A 16,779-nucleotide genomic window follows, 5' to 3' on the forward strand; every position below is an offset into this window, starting at 1 on the left:
CGACGCGCGCTGTCATCAATCCAGCGGCCGGTTGCGTCGTATCAGACGCCAAACAACCAGGGAATTACCAATGGCCCCTGGCCCGAGATGTCGAAAGGCCTCTATCGCTGCAGAATTTCAGCAGGGAGGGCGAAAGAACTCTCGTACCTCAACCTATCAGTTCACCCATAGGAATCACCGACTAGCGGAATCACCATGGCCAACGGAATCGCCACGACCAACGCCATCATCGAATGTATCCTGAGCCGCACCGCAACCAAATACTACGACCCTGCCGCCACCTTAAGCGACGACCAGATCCGCGAGCTGGTGCGAATCGGCACCACCGCGCCGACATCCTTCCACTTGCAGAACTGGCGCTTCATCGCCATACGCACGCCTGAGGCCAAGGCTCGGCTAAGTCCGATCGCCTGGAATCAGCCCGCGATCACCGAAGCAGCCGTTACCTTTATCATCTGCGGCCAGTTGGCCGATTCCAGCGTAGTACCGGAGCGCCTCGCACCGGTGGTGGAAGCGGGCATCATGCCGGCAAAGATGGTGCCGGAATGGGAAATCCCCGCACGCGGTCTGTACAAGGATTACCCGCAGCGCCAGCGCGACGAGGCATTACGCACCGGCACCTTTGGTGCGGCTGCCATGATCTATGTGGCCCGCTCATGGGGTTTGGGTTCGACGCCGATGATCGGTTTCGATGACGAAGCGGTTCACCGCGAGTTCGGGCTGGCCGAGGACGAAGTGCCGGTCATGCTGTTGTCAATTGGGGCGGAGCGTCCGGGAAACTGGCCGCAGAAGCCGCGCCGTCCGGTGGCCGATGTGCTAGATCTCGTTTAATTATTAGTAAAGCGAATAGCTTACGGAGATTGTAATGCCAAGGATTGCGGCCCTAAAGCCGGACCAGGTGCCAGCCGATTCGAAACCGACCCTCGATATGTTCACCAAGAATTTCGGGTTCACGCCGAATATGATGGCGACCTTCGCGGCGAGCCCGATCGCGTTCAATTCATGGGCCACCCTGCTCGGCTCCTTGAGCAAGGCGCTCGACGTGAAGACGCGTGACAGCATCGGCCTCGCTGTCTCCGAAGTGAATGGGTGCAACTACTGCCTGACGGTTCACAGTTTTGCGGCCGAGCATATGGCCAAGCTACCGGCGAATGAAATCATTCTCGCTCGCAAGGGTCATGCCAGTGATCCGAAGCGGGACGCCGCTCTCCAGTTTGCGCGCAAAGTCATCGAGACCCGCGGCAAGGTCGGTGACGCCGATATGAAGGCCGTCCGCGATGCCGGCTACACGGATGCGAACGTAATCGAGATTGTTGCGCTCGTGGCCATGTACTGCCTGACGAACTTCTTTAACAACGTGTCCGATCCCGAGCAGGATTTTCCCGCCGTTACGCCGGCTGGCTCGATCTGAACTTTATCCGGTCGCATCGACCATCTGTGGGGGGCCCGGAGCCTTTATGTGATGCGAGCATAACGCTAGAGCCCGGATGCACCCAGGAAGGATTAATGCGTCCTGGCTTTTGGTATGTCCCTGGTCGAAACTGTCAAAACGATCGGCGTTGAAGCTGACCGATATCTTCACGGGTGAAGCATGAACAAGTCACAGAAGGTCATTGTCGTAACCGGTGCGTCACAAGGAATCGGCGCTACGGTGGTAAAGGCATTCAGAAAGCTCGATTACCGCATTGTCGCAACCTCACGTTCGATCAAGGTGTCGGACGACGTGAACATCCTGAGCGTCGCCGGCGACATCGGTGACCCAAAGACCGCCCAACGAGTCATTTCCGAAGGCGTCGCACGATTTGGCCGGATCGACACGCTGGTGAACAACGCCGGCATCTACATCGGAAAGCCGTTCACCGAACACACTGCCGAAGACTACGCTGCCGTGATGAATGTGAATATGGCGGGCTTCTACCATATCACGCAACTCGCGCTCGCCGAGATGGTAAAGCGTTCGAGCGGTCACGTGGTGAGCGTCACAGCCAGCATAGACCAAGTGGCAATCAGTGGGGTCTACTCGGTGTTGGCAGCTATGACGAAGGGGGGCGTCAACGCCGCCACGAAGTCACTGGCGATCGAGTACGCGAAGAAAGGCATCCGTGTTAACGCCGTCGCTCCCGGAAACATAAAGACACCGATGCACGCGCCTGAAATTCACGAGGCGCTGGGAGCTTTCAAACCTATTGGACGCATAGGTGAAGCGACCGATATCGCCGACGCCATTCTCTTTCTCGACTCTGCACCGTTCATCACCGGCGAGATCCTGCACGTCGACGGCGGGCAAAGTGCAGGCCACTAAGCTGCGCCATCACTGATCGTGAATCAGGAGTAAGGGATTGTCTGATCATCCAATTTTCATGCGCTGGCGGGCGCAGTTCCCCGATCGGCTGCAGGGTGCGCAACCTGATCGCCTTTTACGAGGCGGGCGAGCTCGTCGGCTTCTACAGCTTTTCTTCATGTGCAGGCGTGACTTGACCGCGGCCTCGCGCGTTCGGCGGTGCAGCGCGGACTCAAAGTGACGACTCTGATCGAGGAGAGTAAATTATGAAAACAATCCTCCATATTGATTGCAGCCCGCGCGCGGAATCGCACAGCCGGCAGCTTTCGGCGGCGATCGTAGAGAAGCTCCTTGAGGTCGCGCCCGACGCGAGCATCTGTCGGCGGGATTTTGGCGCTGCCCCGCTGCCGCATGCCGCTTCTGACTACGCCAGTACGCTATCGTCGCCGGCCGCACTGGCCGCCCCGCTGAAGGGGTCGCTGGACCTTTCTGAGATGCTCATCCAGGAAGTCGAGACGGCCGACGCGATCATTATCGGAACACCCATGCACAACCTCACCGTTCCGTCGGTCCTCAAGGCGTGGATTGACCAAATCCTGCGCGCCGGCCGCACCTTTAAGTCGACGCCGGCCGGGAAGGTGGGAATGCTCCGTGATCGTCCGGTGTTCATCGGCATCGCTTCCGGTGGAGTCTTCGCGGGCGACCGGGCCAACCAGCCCGATTTTCTCACGCCGTATCTTGCAGCTGTGCTGGGCTCCATTGGCCTGAGAACCCTGCAATTTCTGCCCATGCAGGCCACCGCGTTTCTCGATGGCTACAACGCCATATCCGCGAGGAAGAAAGCGCTCGCGACGATCGACTTGGCGGTCATGCGGGAAGTTCCATGTCCCGCGACTGTCGAACGAGAATAAACCACGAAGGTCGTCGTGATCGGCGGCACCCGTCTGATCGGCTCGAAAACAGTCGCCATTCTGTACCGCGGCGGCCACGAAGCGGCCGCGGTGTCGCGCAAAGCTGTTGTCTACACCGTCACCGGAGAAGGGGCTCGAGGGAGCCATGGCCGGCCCGCAGGTCGTGATCGACGCCGTCGTTTGACGCAAAGCGGTCTTCGAAGCCTCCGGACGCAAACCTTCTCGCGGCGGATGCCCCGGCGGGCGTTAGCCACCATGTTGTTCTATCCATCGTCGGGACCAATCAGGTGCCGGCCAAGCTTATTACCGCGCCAAAGTCGCGCAAGAGAATTGGTCGAGGCTTCCGGTATCCCCTACACGACATTCGCGCGACCCAGTTCCGGGAATTCCTCGGCGCCATTGCCGACGCAAGTACTGATGAACACGTTGACCGACTGCCGCCCGGCCTGCTTCAGCGTATCGCGGACGACGATGTCGCCGCCATCGTCAACGAAATGGCCCTCGGTAGTCCGCGAAACGGATCATCGAGGTCGCCGGAACGAGCGACGTTCAGGGGCGGTCGCTATTTGGAGGCTGTGGGCGACAATAGACTTTCGAGGCAAGAGGCCAATGACCAAACGTCTGGAATATAACCAGATCGCTCCGAACGGCGCCAGGGCCCTCGGCGCTGTGTATTGCTATATCATGCAGAGCGAGCTGCCGACCGAACTGGTGGAGCTCGTCTATCTGCGCGTTTCGCAGATCAACAACTGCGGTTATGGGCTCGATGTGCACACGCGCGATCTCACGAAGACGGGCGTGCCGATCGGGAAGCTCACCCAGGTTCAGACTTGGGAGGAAGGCGGCGACCTCTTCAGCGAGACCGAGCGCGCTGCCCTGGCCTGGGCCGAAACGGTGACGCGTGTGACGCAAACCGGCGTGCCGGACGACGCCTACCAGGCGGCACGCGCGGCCTTCGGCGAGAAGGAGCTGGTCGATCTCACGATCGCGATTAGCCTCATGAATGCCTACGACCGCATGGCGATTTGCTTCCGCAACACGCCCCACGCGGCCAAAGAATAAGCAAAGCGCCCCCGCCGTGGCGCTCACATCTCGAGGGACTACTTCCTCTCATGACAATTTTGTTGCTGGCGCCACCGGCCACTGTCGCAAAACTCCCGAGTTTTGCACGTATTTGATTCGCAGACTTTTGCACCGCCCGAAAAGTCAGGATTTCCGCGCCATTCAACCGCGTGACCGTGGAGGAGGACGCTTCATACTCAAAAGCTCCATCACATCACGCCGATCATCTGCGGATGAGACAGCAACTTGCAGCCATTTCCCGTCGGGGTATGTTCGGGCTTCATCGTAGAGCGTGACCAGCTGCGAGCGCCAGCCATAGCGCCGCGCCTCAAACTTCTCTCGCTCTGCTGCTCCCAAGACCACCTCGACCGAAAACAGCCTGTATCCCGGCAAGAAAGTACACAATGCCTTGGACTTCTTGTAACGCAAGGACCAACCGCGCTTCTTGCCACGATATAGCCAATCCGGCGCGAAAACACCGGGGTAGTATGCCTCGATCCAGTTCCGCAGCTCCGCCCAATGCCCGAACGCCTTCGGCCCGATCCAGTCGCGGACAGTGTGGTCATCGGGCGGTGCTGATTTGTCGGTGATCCTCTCGCCGATTTGCGGGGACTGTTCCATGACGCTTTCCTTTTACTCCGCAACTTTATCACGTAGTCTTCGAAAGACTTGGCGGCTTGCACCTTGATCTTGCGCACGGTGTTGTCGCAAGTTTTCTTGGGTTTTGAATCGGTGTTGCGCCTGATATTTCTTTCGTCCTCGGCCCAGTATTTGAGCCGTAGGCGGATTTCCCGTCAAAGCAGAAAGTCAGAGCGCGGATGCGTGGGCACGGAATCTGGAGCCTCGGCGCTTGGAGGACAGCGGTAGGGCCGCTAAATCGAGCGACAAACATTGCGAGATATCAGGTGCAACCTGTCATTCTCAGCAATGCGCGCCAGGGAAACGACGGAAGATTCGGGTATGACAGCCAGGGAGAAAGGGACGTGTTACGTTCTGATCAACCCAAGTGATCCCGCACCTCTTGATGCAGGTCCGTCCTCAGGACTCATAGGGCGGATCTCCATCCTACGAGATCCCGGCAAGGTAGCGAGATCTTATGTCCCAAGTCGATTGGCTAAGTCATCTTCTGCAAATGATCACCATCACCGGCCAGCTCGAGGTCCGTTGCGCCTACGGTGCACCGTGGCGGGTGGCTTGGCCGCGATCCGCGGCGAATGAAATTCCCTACCACGTCGTGCTAAAGGGCCGGGCCATCATCGAGGATCCGGCGACGCGGACGACCAGGGAATTGATAGGCGGAGATATCGTGCTACTGCCTCACGGATCGGCGCACGTGCTGCACGATGGCAGCGGGCATACGCCGGGACCCACTTACAATAGCCAGCGTTCGGCCGGATGGATGCTCAGCGCAAATGATGGCCAGGGTGACCGCCTGGACATGTTGTGCGGGCGATTTTTCATCGGGCCGCCCCATGATCGGCTGGTCCGCAACTACCTGCCCACCGATCTGGTGGTGCGGGCCATGGACGGCGATGATGAAGAGAGCGTCGGGTCCGCCGCGAATCGCCTTGCCAATCTTGTCGGGCTGATGCGAATGGAGTCCGCTGGCGACAAGCCGGGCAGCAACGCCATGCTGAACGCGCTTTCCTCGGCGCTATTCACACTGACACTGCGCGCAGCAAGCGAATCCGAGCAAGCTCCCGAAGGATTGTTGGCGGTGGCCGGAAATCCACGACTAGCCCCGGCCATTTCAGCCATGTTGGGCGATCCGACCCGGCCCTGGAATCTACCCGATCTTGCTGACTTGTGCGGCATGTCACGCGCCACCTTCATGCGGCACTTTCAGGACAAGCTGGGCCGCTCAGCCGCGGATCTGTTAGTCGATATCCGGATGAGCCTGGCCGCCAACGAGTTGAAGAAGCCGGCGATCACCACCGAGGCTGTTGCCGAGGCGGTCGGCTATCAATCTGTATCAGCATTCCGGCGCGTGTTCGCCGACAAGATGGGGATGACGCCGGGAGAATGGCGCCGTCTAGCGCGCGAGAGCGTGTAAATGCGCCTCGCGTTCGGTTCGGACCGGACGAGAGGCTAGGCGCGCAGCACGCAGTTCTTCGCGTGATCGATGCGCGAGCCGCCCCTCTATACCTGCAGCACGTAAAGCTCGATATCGAAGAGACGATTTGGCCTGCGCCACGCCGTTGAGGAACGGATCAACTACCCGCGCTGGTTTGATCCCTTTGGGCACTAAGTTGAGCCAATCGCGTCTCGAAATCAGCATCGCGAGGCCTAAAGTCGAGGTCATCGATCAGCTGATGAAGGAGCCACACCATGAGCCATATCGCTATCCCTGCCACCGAACCTGCAACCGGCGTCGCCGCTGCAATCTGCACGCGGGCCAAGAAGAGCAGAAACACTCTCGCGCACCAACCTTCCCATTCACCCAAAGCACCGACGATGACGAACGCCGTCATCGAATGTATTTTGAGCCGCAGCGCCGCCAAATACTACGACCCTGCCGCCACATTGAGCGACGAGCAGATCCGTGAACTGGTGCGTATCGGCACCACCGCGCCGACATCCTTCCACTTGCAGAACTGGCGCTTCATCGCCGTACGCACGCCTGAAGCCAAGGCTCGGCTGCGTCCGATCGCCTGGAATCAGCCCGCGATCACTGAAGCGGCCGTTACCTTCATCATTATCGGCCAGTTAGCCGATTCCAGCACAATACCAGAGCGCCTGGCGCCGGTGGTGGAAGCCGGCATCATGCCGGCGCGCATGGTGCCGGAGTGGGAAATCCCGGCGCGCGGATTGTATTTCGATCAGCCGCAGCGCCAGCGCGACGAGGCAATACGCTCTGCCACCTTCGGGACGGCCGCAATCATCTATGCCGCTCGTTCGCTTGGCTTGGGTTCGACGCCGATGATCGGTTTCGATGCCGAAGCGGTGCACCGCGAGTTCGGACTGGCCGAGGACGAAGTGCCGGTGATGCTGTTGTCTGTGGGGCCGGAGCGCCCGGGGAACTGGCCGCAGAAGCCGCGCCTGCCCGTCGCGGACGTGCTGCACTTCGCATAATTTTCAACGAACTCAGTAACGATGGAGACTACAATGCCAAAATGTGCGCCTCTGAAGCCGGAGCAGGTGCCGGCCGAGTCGAAGCAAACCCTCGAGACGTTCACCAAGAACATCGGGTTCACCCCAAATATGATGGCGACGTTCGCGCACAGCCCGATCGCGTTCAACGCGTGGGCCTCGCTGCTCGGCTCGTTGAGCAAGGCGCTCGACGTGAAGACGCGCGACAGCATCGGCCTCGCTGTCTCTGAGGTGAACGGCTGCAACTACTGCCTGAGCGTTCACAGCTTCACGGCCGAGCGTATGGCCAAGTTGCCGGCTAACGAGATCATCCTCGCCCGAAAGGGCCACGCCAGCGATCTGAAGCGCGATGCCGCGGTCCAGTTCGCCCGCAAAGTCATCGAGAGCCGGGGGCACGTGACTGACGCTGATCTGAAAGCCGTCCGCGATGCTGGCTACACGGATGCGAACGTCATGGAGATCGTGGCGCTCGTGGCGATGTACTCGCTGACGAACTTCTTTAACAACGTGTTCGATCCCGAGAAGGACTTTCCAGCCGTTGCGCCGGCCGGCTCGATCTGAACTCTATCCGGTCGCATCAACCATCTATGTGATGCGAGCGTAACGCCAGAGCCCGGGTGCACTCAAGAAACATTCTTGGGAACGCGTCCGGGCTTTTGGTATGCGCCGACGAGTTTTGCACCAAAGCCAATGGTGACAACATGCCGATTGTCATCATGACGGCCGGCCTGACACTTACTGAGGAACACAATATCGGTGCCAGGCTGAGAAGATTTGGGCCGGGCCCGCTTGTGGGAGCGCGATTGTAGATCATCATGACACTGTGGCGCATGGCCTCGTCTCTTTATAGTGCACATCAGCCTCTTTGTGGCTTCGCACTGCGGCTTTGAACATCCACGTCGAGGACGAGATCATTCTGATCGACCGCCCGCCAAAGCCACTGCTTCTTGCCGAGCGTGCGGCACCGATGGCATCGATTCCATAGCCAAAGGTCATTGGACCATGGAGTTTCGCATGTCCTATTTTGATTGGCTGCAAAGGAGATCGGAGGATGAAGACATACAACAAAAATCCCGAGGCAGTGCTCCGGCTAACGCCAGAACAGTACTGGGTCACGCAGCAAGACGGCACAGAGCAACCGTTTCAGAACGAATACTGGGACAACAAAGAACCGGGTCTCTACGTCGATGTGGTGTCGGGCGAGCCACTATTCGCGTCTGTCGATAAATTCGACAGCGGCACCGGTTGGCCGAGCTTCAGAAGGCCCTTGGAAGCGGCGAACGTCGTTGAGAAAGTCGACCGGTCCCACGGGACGATCCGCACCGAGGTTCGCTCCAAGCACGGCGACAGTCATCTAGGCCATCTGTTTCCTAGTGGGCCTCGGGATATGGGAGGACTGCGTTACTGCATAAACTCCGCGTCTCTGCGCTTCATTCATCGTGATCAGCTTGAGAGCTTTGGATATGGCGAATACCTCAAGCTTTTCAATCAGGAAGCCTAGCGATGGCTACAAAACCGACGGTGTGGGACAGAAGCTGATGGGGAGCCGTCCAGACGTCATGTCGACCAGAGCCGGCTATTCCAGTGGCGACCGGTCGAATGCGGCATACCGCAGAACCCACGCCGAGGTAATCGAGATCATCTTCAACGCCTACCAGACGCCCTATCGGGATCTGCTCGGGTTTTTCTTCCGGATCCATGATCCGACAACGCTCAACCGCCAGGAGAACTGCGCTGGATCGTGAAGAAGACGGTATGGCAACTAGGAGCCTGTCTGAGTAGTGACTGGTCAAGAGGGTGCGAGTCTGATTCCTTACATAGCGATGAGCAAGGAATTTCGCCCCTGGAAGATCGATGAGGCCCAGCTTCTGCCGCCGCGCGTGCAGGATTATGTGCCGCAAGATCACGTTTCGCGGTTGATCGTGTCGCTGGTCAGGGAAAGCCTTGATCTATCGGCGCTCCTCGGCAGCTACCGGAGTGGGCTGGGTCAGCCGCCGTTTGATCCGCGGATGATGACGGCGCTGCTTCTGCACGGCTATGCGAGCGGCATCTACTCGTCGCGGCGGATCGCCAAGGCGACGGTGGAGCGGGCGGATTTCATGATGATCGTGGCCGGCGACCCGCCGGACTTCCGCACGATCTCGGAGTTCCGGCGGCGGCACCTTAAGGCGCTGGCCGACCTGTTTGTGCAGGTGCTGAAGCTCGCCGAGAAGGCCGGGTTGGTGAAGCTCGGGCACGTTGCGCTCGACGGCACCAAGATCAAGGCGAACGCGTCCAAGCACAAGGCGATGAGCTACGATCGCATGAAGAAGCGGGAAGCGGAGCTTGAAGCGGAGGTCGATCGCTGGCTCAAGGCCGCCGAGGCCGCCGATGCGGAGGAGGACCAGCGCTACGGCGACCAGCGCGGCGACGAAATGCCCGATTGGGTGGCCGACAAGCAGAAGCGGCTTGAGAAGATACGCGAGGCCAAGGCCGCGCTGGAGGCCGAAGCCAAGGCTGCAGCCGAGGCGGAGAGCAAGGCGCGGGCCGAGGCCGAGGAGCGTCGCGTCGCCGAAGGCCGCAAGAAGAGCGGCAAGACGCCGACGAAAACCGAGCCCGACGGCAAGGCGCAACGCAATTTCACCGACCCGGAGAGCCGCATCCTGAAGACCAAGGACGGTTACATCCAGGGCTACAACGCCCAGGCCGCGGTCGATGGTGCCCATCAGATCATCGTGGCGCAGACGCTGACCGGTTCCTCCAGCGATCAGGCGCAACTGGCGCCGTTGCTCGACGGGATCAGGGCCAATTTGGGGACCAATCCCGACGAAGTGTCGGCCGACGCCGGCTACTGCTCCGCCGCCAATCTTCGCACGATCAAGCGGCGGCGCATCGAGGGCTACATCGCCACCGGGAGGCAGAAGCACGGCACCCCGTCCGCCACTGCGAAAACGGCTTCAAGAGCCGGATCGCTGATCGCCAGGATGAGCACCAAGCTCAAGCGCGCCGGCTACCGAAGTCGCTACCGCTTGCGTAAGCAGATCGTCGAACCCGTCTTCGGACAGATCAAACAGGCAAGAGGGTTCAGGCAATTCCTGCTGCGCGGCATCGACAAAGTGAAGGCCGAATGGGCCCTGATCTGCACCGCTCACAACCTCGTCAAGCTGGCGAGGGTCGCATGAGCCGCTATCATTAGCCCGCCTTCCCGGAGCTAACTGGACAGGCTCCTAGGTAACTGAAGATAGTTATCGCGTATTCGCCAGCGACCTGCAGAACTACGATCCAAATTGACAGGCAGCCCCTACTCGGCCCCCGATCTATAAGGCGACGACCGCTCCGATCGAACGGTTCGAGCCCGTATTACATCGGGTCGAACTCATAGCATGGAAAGGAGCGACAAATGACAGTCGCAACATGGAACGGATCGGTGATCGCGGAATCGGAGAAGACCATTGTCGTCGAAGGTAACCACTACTTCCCGCCTGATTCCGTCAATACGCAACATCTTAGGCCAAGCACGACGACTAGCCGGTGTCCATGGAAGGGCCTTGCAAATTACCGTTCGCTAATCGTCGATGGCAAAATTAATGAAGACGCAGCATGGTATTACCCCAATCCCTCCGATGCGGCAGCGGCCATCAAAGGCTACATCGCATTCTGGAAAGGGGTAGATGTTAGGTAATCGACTAACCGCCGTCAGCGCCCGACTTTCCGCCGAAATGTATTCGGCCAGCACATGAATGGGGGCAATTAGATCGGCCTTTCAGTAGCGAATGAGCCCGAACAGGCCGAATAGCCCGCCTGCATCTTGCCAAGCCTCGGCGACCCTCCATCCTCCAGAGCGGGCAAGCCGCTCGAAGCTTTCCGCAGTATATTTTCGAGAGCTCTCAGTGTGGATGGTTTCCGACGTTCTGAAGTGGAACGTGTGCCCGCAGAGTGTAACGCGCTGATCGCATAAGCTGACCAGGTGCATCTCTACGGCTTGCTCGATCTCGTTCCAGCGCGCCACGTGCTTGAACTGCTCTAAACGGAAGTCGCCGCCCAGTTCGGTGTTGATCCGCTCTAGGAGGTTGAGGTTAAAAGCGGCCGTCACACCCGCGCTGTCGTCGTAAGCACGCAGAAGCGTATCTACGCTTTTTTGAAGATCGACACCGATGATGGCGCGTCCGTCGTCGCCTAGGTGTCGTCCCATCTGTCTAAGCAAGGTCTTCGCCTCGATCGTGTTCAAGTTCCCCATCGTCGAGCCCGGGAAAAATCCAGTCCTGCCGCCGCCGGAGCCCTCAAACGGAAGCTCAAATACATCCAGGAAATCGCGCTCGATGGGGCGAACCCAGAGCGATGGGAAGCGCGAAGCGATCCTCTTCGAAGTTTCTGCAAGGAAGGCGTCGGCGATGTCGATCGGCACGTAGCCTTGCGGGTTACGCAGCCCTGCAAGCACAAGCTCAGTCTTAACGCCGGCTCCCGCACCATACTCGACGAGAATCGTGCCAGACTCTACAAAATCGGCGATGTCACTCTGCCGCTCTCGCAAGATCGACGTTTCGGCTCGAGTCAGGTAATACTCATCCTGCCTCGTTATTCTTCAAAAAGTGCGGATCCTCGCTCGTCGTACAACCAACGGCTCGGTAGTGTCTTCACATCAGCGGATAATCCGCCGACGACGTCTCGGGCAAATGCATTTTCAACAGCGTCGATGCTGTTATTTACGTGAAGCATAGTTTCCGCTCTCGGTGACACGGCGGATGACGGGCCGCGGTAAACTTGCGGCCGATATCATCACCGTGAATTCTTGCCTGGCGCAGCGCGTATGTTATTTGACGGGCGTGGTCAGCGCTTTGTCATTGGTGTCGAGGACGAAGACAGCGAGCAGCTTTGCTGGCTCTGTCTTGCTCGCGTTGCGGCTGATCGAATGGAGCGCGCCCGGCGGTTCCGACCAGCTCTCGCCTGCCCGATAGATGCGCGTCTCGCCGTCATTCACCTTCGATTCGATCGCGCCCGAGATCACGTAGGCGTAGATGAAAGCCGACTTCGCGTGGGTGTGGGACGGAGAGGCCGCGCCCGGCGCGTAATCGACTTCCACGGCGATCAGCGACTTGCCAGGAATATTGGGAATCGACGCCTCGAAGTTCTTCGTGACGGTTTGCGCTTCGCTATTTTGGGCGGCCATCGAGAAGGCGAAGGCGGCGCAGGTAGCGGCGATAATGGTTCGGATCTTCACGGGCTTTCTCCTTCTGCCTATAGGTTGGTCTTCGTTCTTCATTGTTTCCTCTCGGCCTTGCCGGCCTGCTGATTACGGACACCGAACGGGTCAGTCTCGCGGGATGAAATCGACGTGGGGCCCCGGCTCGATAATGAACACCGCGAGCGTGGCCAGAACGCAGGCGACCGCGGCGGCAGCCATCGCCATGTGGAATCCCGAGAACAGCTGAGGACCGTCCTGCTGCAGGACGCCGCCGAGCAGAGCAATGGCGAAGAGCGACCCGGCGCGCGAGACAGCGCTGTTGATGCCAGACGCGGTTCCGGCGCGATCGGACTCGACGGAGGTGAGGACGAGGGTCGTCAGGGGCGCAATCGCCAGGCCCATGCCCAGCGCCAGCAACAGGGTGCTGGGGAAGATGTCCGCCCAATAGGTCGCGTTCGGACCAACACGGAGCGCCATGGTGCATCCCGAGGCCGCGACGGCGCCGCCGGCAAACAATGGCAAGCGCCGACCAAACCGGCGGCAGAGCATGCCGGCGAGCGGCGAGACGACCGTAATCAGCACTTGCAGGGGAATAAAGGCCAGGCCCGCCACCAGCATCGGCAGGTGCGCGCCCCGGATCATCACGAACGGGATTAAGGTTAGCATGACCGTGAACGACCCGTAGAGGAGCGCGGTGAACAGGTTCGCGCCGACGACCGACCGCGAGGCGAAGAGGGACGGGGGCAGCATGGCGTTGTCGCCTAATCGCCGTTGGGTCACGATGGTGCCGACTAAGCCGCCCAGACCGACGATCAGGGTGACGAGCACCCAAAGGTTCGGACCGGAACCGTTAGTCAGGCTGGTCAGCCCCGCGCCCAGCCCGCCGAGCCCGACTGTCGACAGGACCGCACCACGGACGTCGACACCGGCGTGACCGGCCGGCGAGTCCTTGGGTATCCACACGGCGCCGACGGCCAGCGCGCTGGCGACAAAGGGCAGGAGCATCAGAAAGGTCGTCCGCCAAGAACCGTGATCGAGGATCGCGCCGGCGATCGCGGGCGCGACCCCGCTGGCGATCGCGGCGGCGGCGGACCAGATGCCGACCGCACGGGCTTTCTTGTCGGCGGAAAAGGCTCGCCCAAGCACGGAAAGGCTGTTGGGCAGTATCACGGCTTCGCCCAAGCCCTGCAGGAAGCGGCCGACGATGAGCGACGCCAAGCTCGGCGCGAAACCAATCGCGGCCGCGCCCAGGCCGTAGAGACCGATCCCCGCGAGGAAGATCCGCTTCCGTCCGAACCGGTCACCTAGAGCGCCGGCGACTAAGGTCAGGGCCGCGAGCGGCAGGAGCTCGGCGTTCATCACCCACTGCAGGTCGAGCGGCGACAGGTGCATGTCCCGGCCAATCGCCGCGAGCGCGACTGTGACGACAGCGCTGCTGACGAACACGAGGCAGCCGCCCAGGCTTGACGCGGCGAGCACCTTGGTTCTGCCCTGCGCGCCGATGGCCCTAGGCTCGGAGAGCGCCAAGCCGCGGTCGGTCAGGATCAGGGACGCGCTGCTCACGACCTAATCCCTCGGATCACGTCGCGCGATTCGCGGCGCGCGAGCTCATCGGCCAACAGCCTGACGCCGAGCCGCCGCGTCCGTTCGCGGATCACTCCTCGCAACATCAACTCAATCTCAAGCCCTAGGAGGCTGTCTGAGTAGTCGCTGGTCAAGAGGGTGCGAGTCTGATTCTTTGCGTGCGCATGAGCAAGGATTTTCGCCCCTGGAAGATCGATGAGGCGCAGCTTCTGCCGCCGAGCGTGCAGGATTATGTGGCGAAGGACCACCTGTCGCGGCTGATTGTGTCGCTGGTGCGAGAGAGCCTCGACCTATCTGCGATCACCGCCAGCTACCGGAGCGGGCTTGGACAGCCGCCGTTTGATCCGCGGATGATGACGGCGCTACTTCTGCACGGTTATGCGAGCGGCATCTACTCGTCGCGCCGGATCGCCAAGGCGGCCGTGGATCGGGCGGACTTTATGATGATTGTGGCGGGCGACCCGCCGGACTTCCGCACGATCTCGGAATTCCGCAAGCGGCACCTTGAGGCCTTGGCGGGTCTGTTTGTTCAGGTGTTGAAGCTTGCTGAGAAGGCTGGGTTGGTGAAGCTCGGGCACGTGGCGCTTGATGGCACCAAGATCAAGGCGAACGCATCGAAGCACAAGGCCATGAGCTACGAGCGCATGAAGAAGCGAGAAGCAGAGCTTCAAGCCGAGGTCGATCGCTGGCTTGAAGCGGCCGAGGCGGCGGATGCCGAGGAGGACCGGCTCTACGGCAACAAGCGCGGCGATGAGCTGCCGGACTGGGTGGCCGACAAGGAGAAGCGCCTGGCCAAGATCCGCGAGGCCAAGGCCGAGCTCGAGGCGGAAGCCAAAGCCGCCGCCGAGGAGGAACTGCGGCGCCGGGCCGAGGTGGAAAAGAAGCGCATTGCGGAAGGGCGGAAAAAGAACGGCAAGACGCCGGCACCGCCGAAAGCGGAGCCCGAGGGCAAAGCGCAGCGCAACTTCACGGATCCGGACAGCCGCATCCTGAAGACCAAGGACGGGTACATCCAAGGCTACAATGCCCAGGCCGCTGTCGATGGAACGGCCCAGATCATCGTTGCGCACGGGCTCACTGCGCGCATGAGCGATCATGGCCAACTCGTAGGGCTGATTGACGGCATTGAGGCCAATCTCGGCGTCACGCCGAAGGAAGCCTCGGCCGATAGCGGCTATCTGAGCGAGGCCAACCTGCAAACCCTCGCCGATCGCCACATCAGCGCTTACGTCGCGATCGGGCGCGCCAAGCATGCCGCCGAAGGCAAGCGAACCATGACCGGAGCGCTCACCAAAGCCATGCGGGCCAAGCTCAAGCGCGCCGGCTGGCGAAGCCGCTACCGGCTCAGGAAGCAAATCGTCGAACCGGTGTTCGGGCAGATCAAGCAGGCGCGCGGGTTCAGGCAGTTCCTGCTGCGTGGCATCGAGAAAGTGACGGCCGAGTGGGCGTTGATCTGCACCACCCACAACCTCACAAAGCTCGCAAGAGCCGCTTGAGCAAGCTATCGTTCATCAACAAGCCCGATACCAGCGCTATCTGGACGGGCTCCTAGTACCCACTTTTCTTGGATCGTGAGTCGTGATTCAAGATATGGATGATACCCGAAGCAAGAGAAGTCCACCTTTCGAGGAAAGATCGCAAGGTGCTTGAGGCGTGCTGTCGCTCACCGATGACGTTGCTGCGCGATTTGAAGCGGGCGCGGATAGTTCTGTTGGCGGCGGACGGGCGCAGCACCCGATCGATCGCCAAGGAAGTTGGGGTCCAGCCGCGGATTGTCAGCCTTTGGCGGCATCGTTATGCCGACCAAGGCCTTGAAGGGCTGCAAGACAAGCCGCGCCCGGGCAAGCAGCCGATCTATACGAAGGCCACGGACAAGCGGATTCTGAAGCTGCTGGACCAGCCGCCCCCGCAAGGGTTCGCACGCTGGACCGGGCCCCTGCTGGCCGAGGCGCTGGGCGATGTTGACGTCCAATATGTCTGGCGGTTTCTGCGCAGCCACAAGATCGACCTCGCGGCTCGCAAGTCCTGGTGCGAGAGCAACGACCCGAACTTCACGGCCAAAGCCGCCGATGTTGTCGGCCTCTATGTCGCCCCGCCCGCGAAGGCCATTGTGCTGTGCGTGGACGAGAAGCCCTCGATCCAGGCTTTGGAGCGAGCGCAGGGTTATCTGAAACTGCCCAATGGCCGCGCCTTGACCGGCCAGAGCCACGACTACAAGCGGCATGGCACCACAACATTGTTTGCGGCACTCGAAGTCGCCACCGGGAAGATCATCGCGACGCATTCAAAACGGCGGCGCCGCGTCGAGTTTCTCGGCTTCATGACCAGCGTCACCGCGGCCTTTCCGGGCCGGAAGCTTCACGTCATCCTCGACAATCTCAACATCCACAAGAAGAACGAGGACTGGCTCAAGGCCCATCCCAATGTGCAATTCCATTTCACGCCGACGAGTGCGTCCTGGCTCAATCAGGTCGAGGTGTGGTTTTCGATCCTGCAGGGGCAGTCGCTCAGCGGCACCTCCTTCACAAGCCTCAAGCAGCTTCAGGATCACATCGATGCCTACGTCACCGCATACAACGGCAGAGCCGAGCCCTTCGTCTGGACCAAGAAAAAGGTCCGTCAACGCCGATTCAAAGGCCGCCGTATCACCCAGCTCTGATTCCGGGTACTAGATTGCAAAGGCAGCGACG

Annotated in this window: 19 protein-coding genes; 14 read left to right on the top strand and 5 right to left on the bottom strand. The window is 60.4% G+C overall.

Annotated elements, in window-relative coordinates:
• Nucleotides 1–195: 195 nt before the first annotated feature.
• The 5 genes from MTX19_RS35105 to MTX19_RS35125 all read left to right on the top strand — a co-directional run bounded on the left by MTX19_RS35105 (nucleotide 196) and on the right by MTX19_RS35125 (nucleotide 4,254).
• Nucleotides 196–831 (top strand): nitroreductase family protein, encoded by a 636-nt coding sequence (locus MTX19_RS35105; RefSeq protein ID WP_280981292.1) that lies wholly within the window; start codon nucleotides 196–198, stop codon nucleotides 829–831.
• A 34-nt stretch (nucleotides 832–865) separates the two neighbouring features.
• Complete coding sequence (locus MTX19_RS35110) at nucleotides 866–1,411, top strand: carboxymuconolactone decarboxylase family protein (protein WP_280981293.1); 546 nt, start codon at nucleotides 866–868, stop codon at nucleotides 1,409–1,411.
• A gap of 180 nt (nucleotides 1,412–1,591) precedes the next feature.
• Nucleotides 1,592–2,302, top strand: a complete 711-nt coding sequence (locus tag MTX19_RS35115; protein ID WP_280985699.1) for an SDR family oxidoreductase — start codon at nucleotides 1,592–1,594, stop codon at nucleotides 2,300–2,302.
• A 245-nt stretch (nucleotides 2,303–2,547) separates the two neighbouring features.
• A complete protein-coding gene (locus MTX19_RS35120; RefSeq protein WP_280981294.1) occupies nucleotides 2,548–3,192 on the top strand; it encodes an NAD(P)H-dependent oxidoreductase in 645 nt (214 codons plus the stop codon).
• 609 nt (nucleotides 3,193–3,801) lie between these two features.
• Nucleotides 3,802–4,254, top strand: coding sequence for a carboxymuconolactone decarboxylase family protein (locus MTX19_RS35125; RefSeq protein ID WP_280981295.1), 453 nt, complete (start codon nucleotides 3,802–3,804; stop codon nucleotides 4,252–4,254).
• Between the two features lie 162 nt (nucleotides 4,255–4,416).
• On the opposite strand, the gene MTX19_RS35130 is transcribed toward MTX19_RS35125, so the two are convergent.
• Nucleotides 4,417–4,875, bottom strand: coding sequence for a DUF3788 domain-containing protein (locus MTX19_RS35130; RefSeq protein WP_280981296.1), 459 nt, complete (start codon nucleotides 4,873–4,875; stop codon nucleotides 4,417–4,419).
• Between the two features lie 475 nt (nucleotides 4,876–5,350).
• Here MTX19_RS35130 and MTX19_RS35135 point away from each other — a divergent pair, with 475 nt between their 5' ends.
• From MTX19_RS35135 to MTX19_RS35165, 7 genes are all read left to right on the top strand, one after another.
• Nucleotides 5,351–6,307 carry an AraC family transcriptional regulator gene (locus MTX19_RS35135; RefSeq protein ID WP_280985700.1) on the top strand — a complete coding sequence of 319 codons (957 nt, stop codon included), beginning with the start codon at nucleotides 5,351–5,353 and terminating at the stop codon, nucleotides 6,305–6,307.
• 401 nt (nucleotides 6,308–6,708) lie between these two features.
• Nucleotides 6,709–7,326, top strand: a complete 618-nt coding sequence (locus MTX19_RS35140; RefSeq protein ID WP_280984983.1) for a nitroreductase family protein — start codon at nucleotides 6,709–6,711, stop codon at nucleotides 7,324–7,326.
• Nucleotides 7,327–7,359: 33 nt separating this feature from the next.
• The gene (locus MTX19_RS35145; RefSeq protein ID WP_280981297.1) at nucleotides 7,360–7,905 is read left to right on the top strand and encodes a peroxidase-related enzyme; all 546 of its coding nucleotides are present in this window, start codon (nucleotides 7,360–7,362) and stop codon (nucleotides 7,903–7,905) included.
• A gap of 490 nt (nucleotides 7,906–8,395) precedes the next feature.
• The gene (msrB, locus tag MTX19_RS35150; RefSeq protein WP_280981298.1) at nucleotides 8,396–8,845 is read left to right on the top strand and encodes a peptide-methionine (R)-S-oxide reductase MsrB; all 450 of its coding nucleotides are present in this window, start codon (nucleotides 8,396–8,398) and stop codon (nucleotides 8,843–8,845) included.
• 37 nt (nucleotides 8,846–8,882) lie between these two features.
• Nucleotides 8,883–9,089: a peptide-methionine (S)-S-oxide reductase gene (locus MTX19_RS35155; protein ID WP_348638244.1), complete on the top strand. Its 207-nt coding sequence runs from the start codon at nucleotides 8,883–8,885 to the stop codon at nucleotides 9,087–9,089.
• 78 nt (nucleotides 9,090–9,167) lie between these two features.
• On the top strand, nucleotides 9,168–10,505 hold the full coding sequence (locus MTX19_RS35160; protein ID WP_280979491.1) for an IS1182 family transposase: 1,338 nt from the start codon (nucleotides 9,168–9,170) through the stop codon (nucleotides 10,503–10,505).
• 218 nt (nucleotides 10,506–10,723) lie between these two features.
• A complete protein-coding gene (locus MTX19_RS35165) occupies nucleotides 10,724–11,005 on the top strand; it encodes a DUF427 domain-containing protein (RefSeq protein ID WP_280981299.1) in 282 nt (93 codons plus the stop codon).
• An 81-nt stretch (nucleotides 11,006–11,086) separates the two neighbouring features.
• Here the strand turns inward: MTX19_RS35165 and MTX19_RS35170 are convergent, their stop codons facing one another.
• The 4 genes from MTX19_RS35170 to MTX19_RS35180 form a co-directional block, all read right to left on the bottom strand.
• On the bottom strand, nucleotides 11,087–11,854 hold the full coding sequence (locus tag MTX19_RS35170; protein ID WP_348638374.1) for an L-histidine N(alpha)-methyltransferase: 768 nt from the start codon (nucleotides 11,852–11,854) through the stop codon (nucleotides 11,087–11,089).
• Nucleotides 11,855–11,898: 44 nt separating this feature from the next.
• Nucleotides 11,899–12,039, bottom strand: a complete 141-nt coding sequence (locus MTX19_RS39395; protein ID WP_348638375.1) for an L-histidine N(alpha)-methyltransferase — start codon at nucleotides 12,037–12,039, stop codon at nucleotides 11,899–11,901.
• A 94-nt stretch (nucleotides 12,040–12,133) separates the two neighbouring features.
• A complete protein-coding gene (locus tag MTX19_RS35175) occupies nucleotides 12,134–12,541 on the bottom strand; it encodes a cupin domain-containing protein (RefSeq protein WP_280981303.1) in 408 nt (135 codons plus the stop codon).
• A 90-nt stretch (nucleotides 12,542–12,631) separates the two neighbouring features.
• Nucleotides 12,632–14,068, bottom strand: coding sequence for an MFS transporter (locus MTX19_RS35180; protein WP_280985701.1), 1,437 nt, complete (start codon nucleotides 14,066–14,068; stop codon nucleotides 12,632–12,634).
• A gap of 185 nt (nucleotides 14,069–14,253) precedes the next feature.
• On the opposite strand from MTX19_RS35180, the gene MTX19_RS35185 reads away from it, so the two are divergent.
• A complete protein-coding gene (locus MTX19_RS35185) occupies nucleotides 14,254–15,585 on the top strand; it encodes an IS1182 family transposase (RefSeq protein ID WP_280981278.1) in 1,332 nt (443 codons plus the stop codon).
• Between the two features lie 98 nt (nucleotides 15,586–15,683).
• Complete coding sequence (locus tag MTX19_RS35190) at nucleotides 15,684–16,748, top strand: IS630 family transposase (protein WP_280979847.1); 1,065 nt, start codon at nucleotides 15,684–15,686, stop codon at nucleotides 16,746–16,748.
• Nucleotides 16,749–16,779 lie beyond the last annotated feature (31 nt).

Origin of the sequence: Bradyrhizobium sp. ISRA464 (assembly GCF_029910095.1) — a bacterium.
Lineage (GTDB): Bacteria > Pseudomonadota > Alphaproteobacteria > Rhizobiales > Xanthobacteraceae > Bradyrhizobium.

Excerpts from the sequence above, each read along its gene's own strand:
- MTX19_RS35105 (WP_280981292.1), top strand. The coding sequence starts at position 196 with ATGGCCAACGGAATCGCCACGACCAACGCCATCATCGAATGTATCCTG.
- MTX19_RS35110 (WP_280981293.1), top strand. The coding sequence starts at position 866 with ATGCCAAGGATTGCGGCCCTAAAGCCGGACCAGGTGCCAGCCGATTCG.
- MTX19_RS35115 (WP_280985699.1), top strand. The coding sequence starts at position 1,592 with ATGAACAAGTCACAGAAGGTCATTGTCGTAACCGGTGCGTCACAAGGA.
- MTX19_RS35120 (WP_280981294.1), top strand. The coding sequence starts at position 2,548 with ATGAAAACAATCCTCCATATTGATTGCAGCCCGCGCGCGGAATCGCAC.
- MTX19_RS35125 (WP_280981295.1), top strand. The coding sequence starts at position 3,802 with ATGACCAAACGTCTGGAATATAACCAGATCGCTCCGAACGGCGCCAGG.
- MTX19_RS35130 (WP_280981296.1), bottom strand. The coding sequence starts at position 4,875 with ATGGAACAGTCCCCGCAAATCGGCGAGAGGATCACCGACAAATCAGCA.
- MTX19_RS35135 (WP_280985700.1), top strand. The coding sequence starts at position 5,351 with ATGTCCCAAGTCGATTGGCTAAGTCATCTTCTGCAAATGATCACCATC.
- MTX19_RS35140 (WP_280984983.1), top strand. The coding sequence starts at position 6,709 with ATGACGAACGCCGTCATCGAATGTATTTTGAGCCGCAGCGCCGCCAAA.
- MTX19_RS35145 (WP_280981297.1), top strand. The coding sequence starts at position 7,360 with ATGCCAAAATGTGCGCCTCTGAAGCCGGAGCAGGTGCCGGCCGAGTCG.
- msrB (WP_280981298.1), top strand. The coding sequence starts at position 8,396 with ATGAAGACATACAACAAAAATCCCGAGGCAGTGCTCCGGCTAACGCCA.
- MTX19_RS35155 (WP_348638244.1), top strand. The coding sequence starts at position 8,883 with ATGGGGAGCCGTCCAGACGTCATGTCGACCAGAGCCGGCTATTCCAGT.
- MTX19_RS35160 (WP_280979491.1), top strand. The coding sequence starts at position 9,168 with ATGAGCAAGGAATTTCGCCCCTGGAAGATCGATGAGGCCCAGCTTCTG.
- MTX19_RS35165 (WP_280981299.1), top strand. The coding sequence starts at position 10,724 with ATGACAGTCGCAACATGGAACGGATCGGTGATCGCGGAATCGGAGAAG.
- MTX19_RS39395 (WP_348638375.1), bottom strand. The coding sequence starts at position 12,039 with ATGCTTCACGTAAATAACAGCATCGACGCTGTTGAAAATGCATTTGCC.
- MTX19_RS35185 (WP_280981278.1), top strand. The coding sequence starts at position 14,254 with ATGAGCAAGGATTTTCGCCCCTGGAAGATCGATGAGGCGCAGCTTCTG.
- MTX19_RS35190 (WP_280979847.1), top strand. The coding sequence starts at position 15,684 with ATGATACCCGAAGCAAGAGAAGTCCACCTTTCGAGGAAAGATCGCAAG.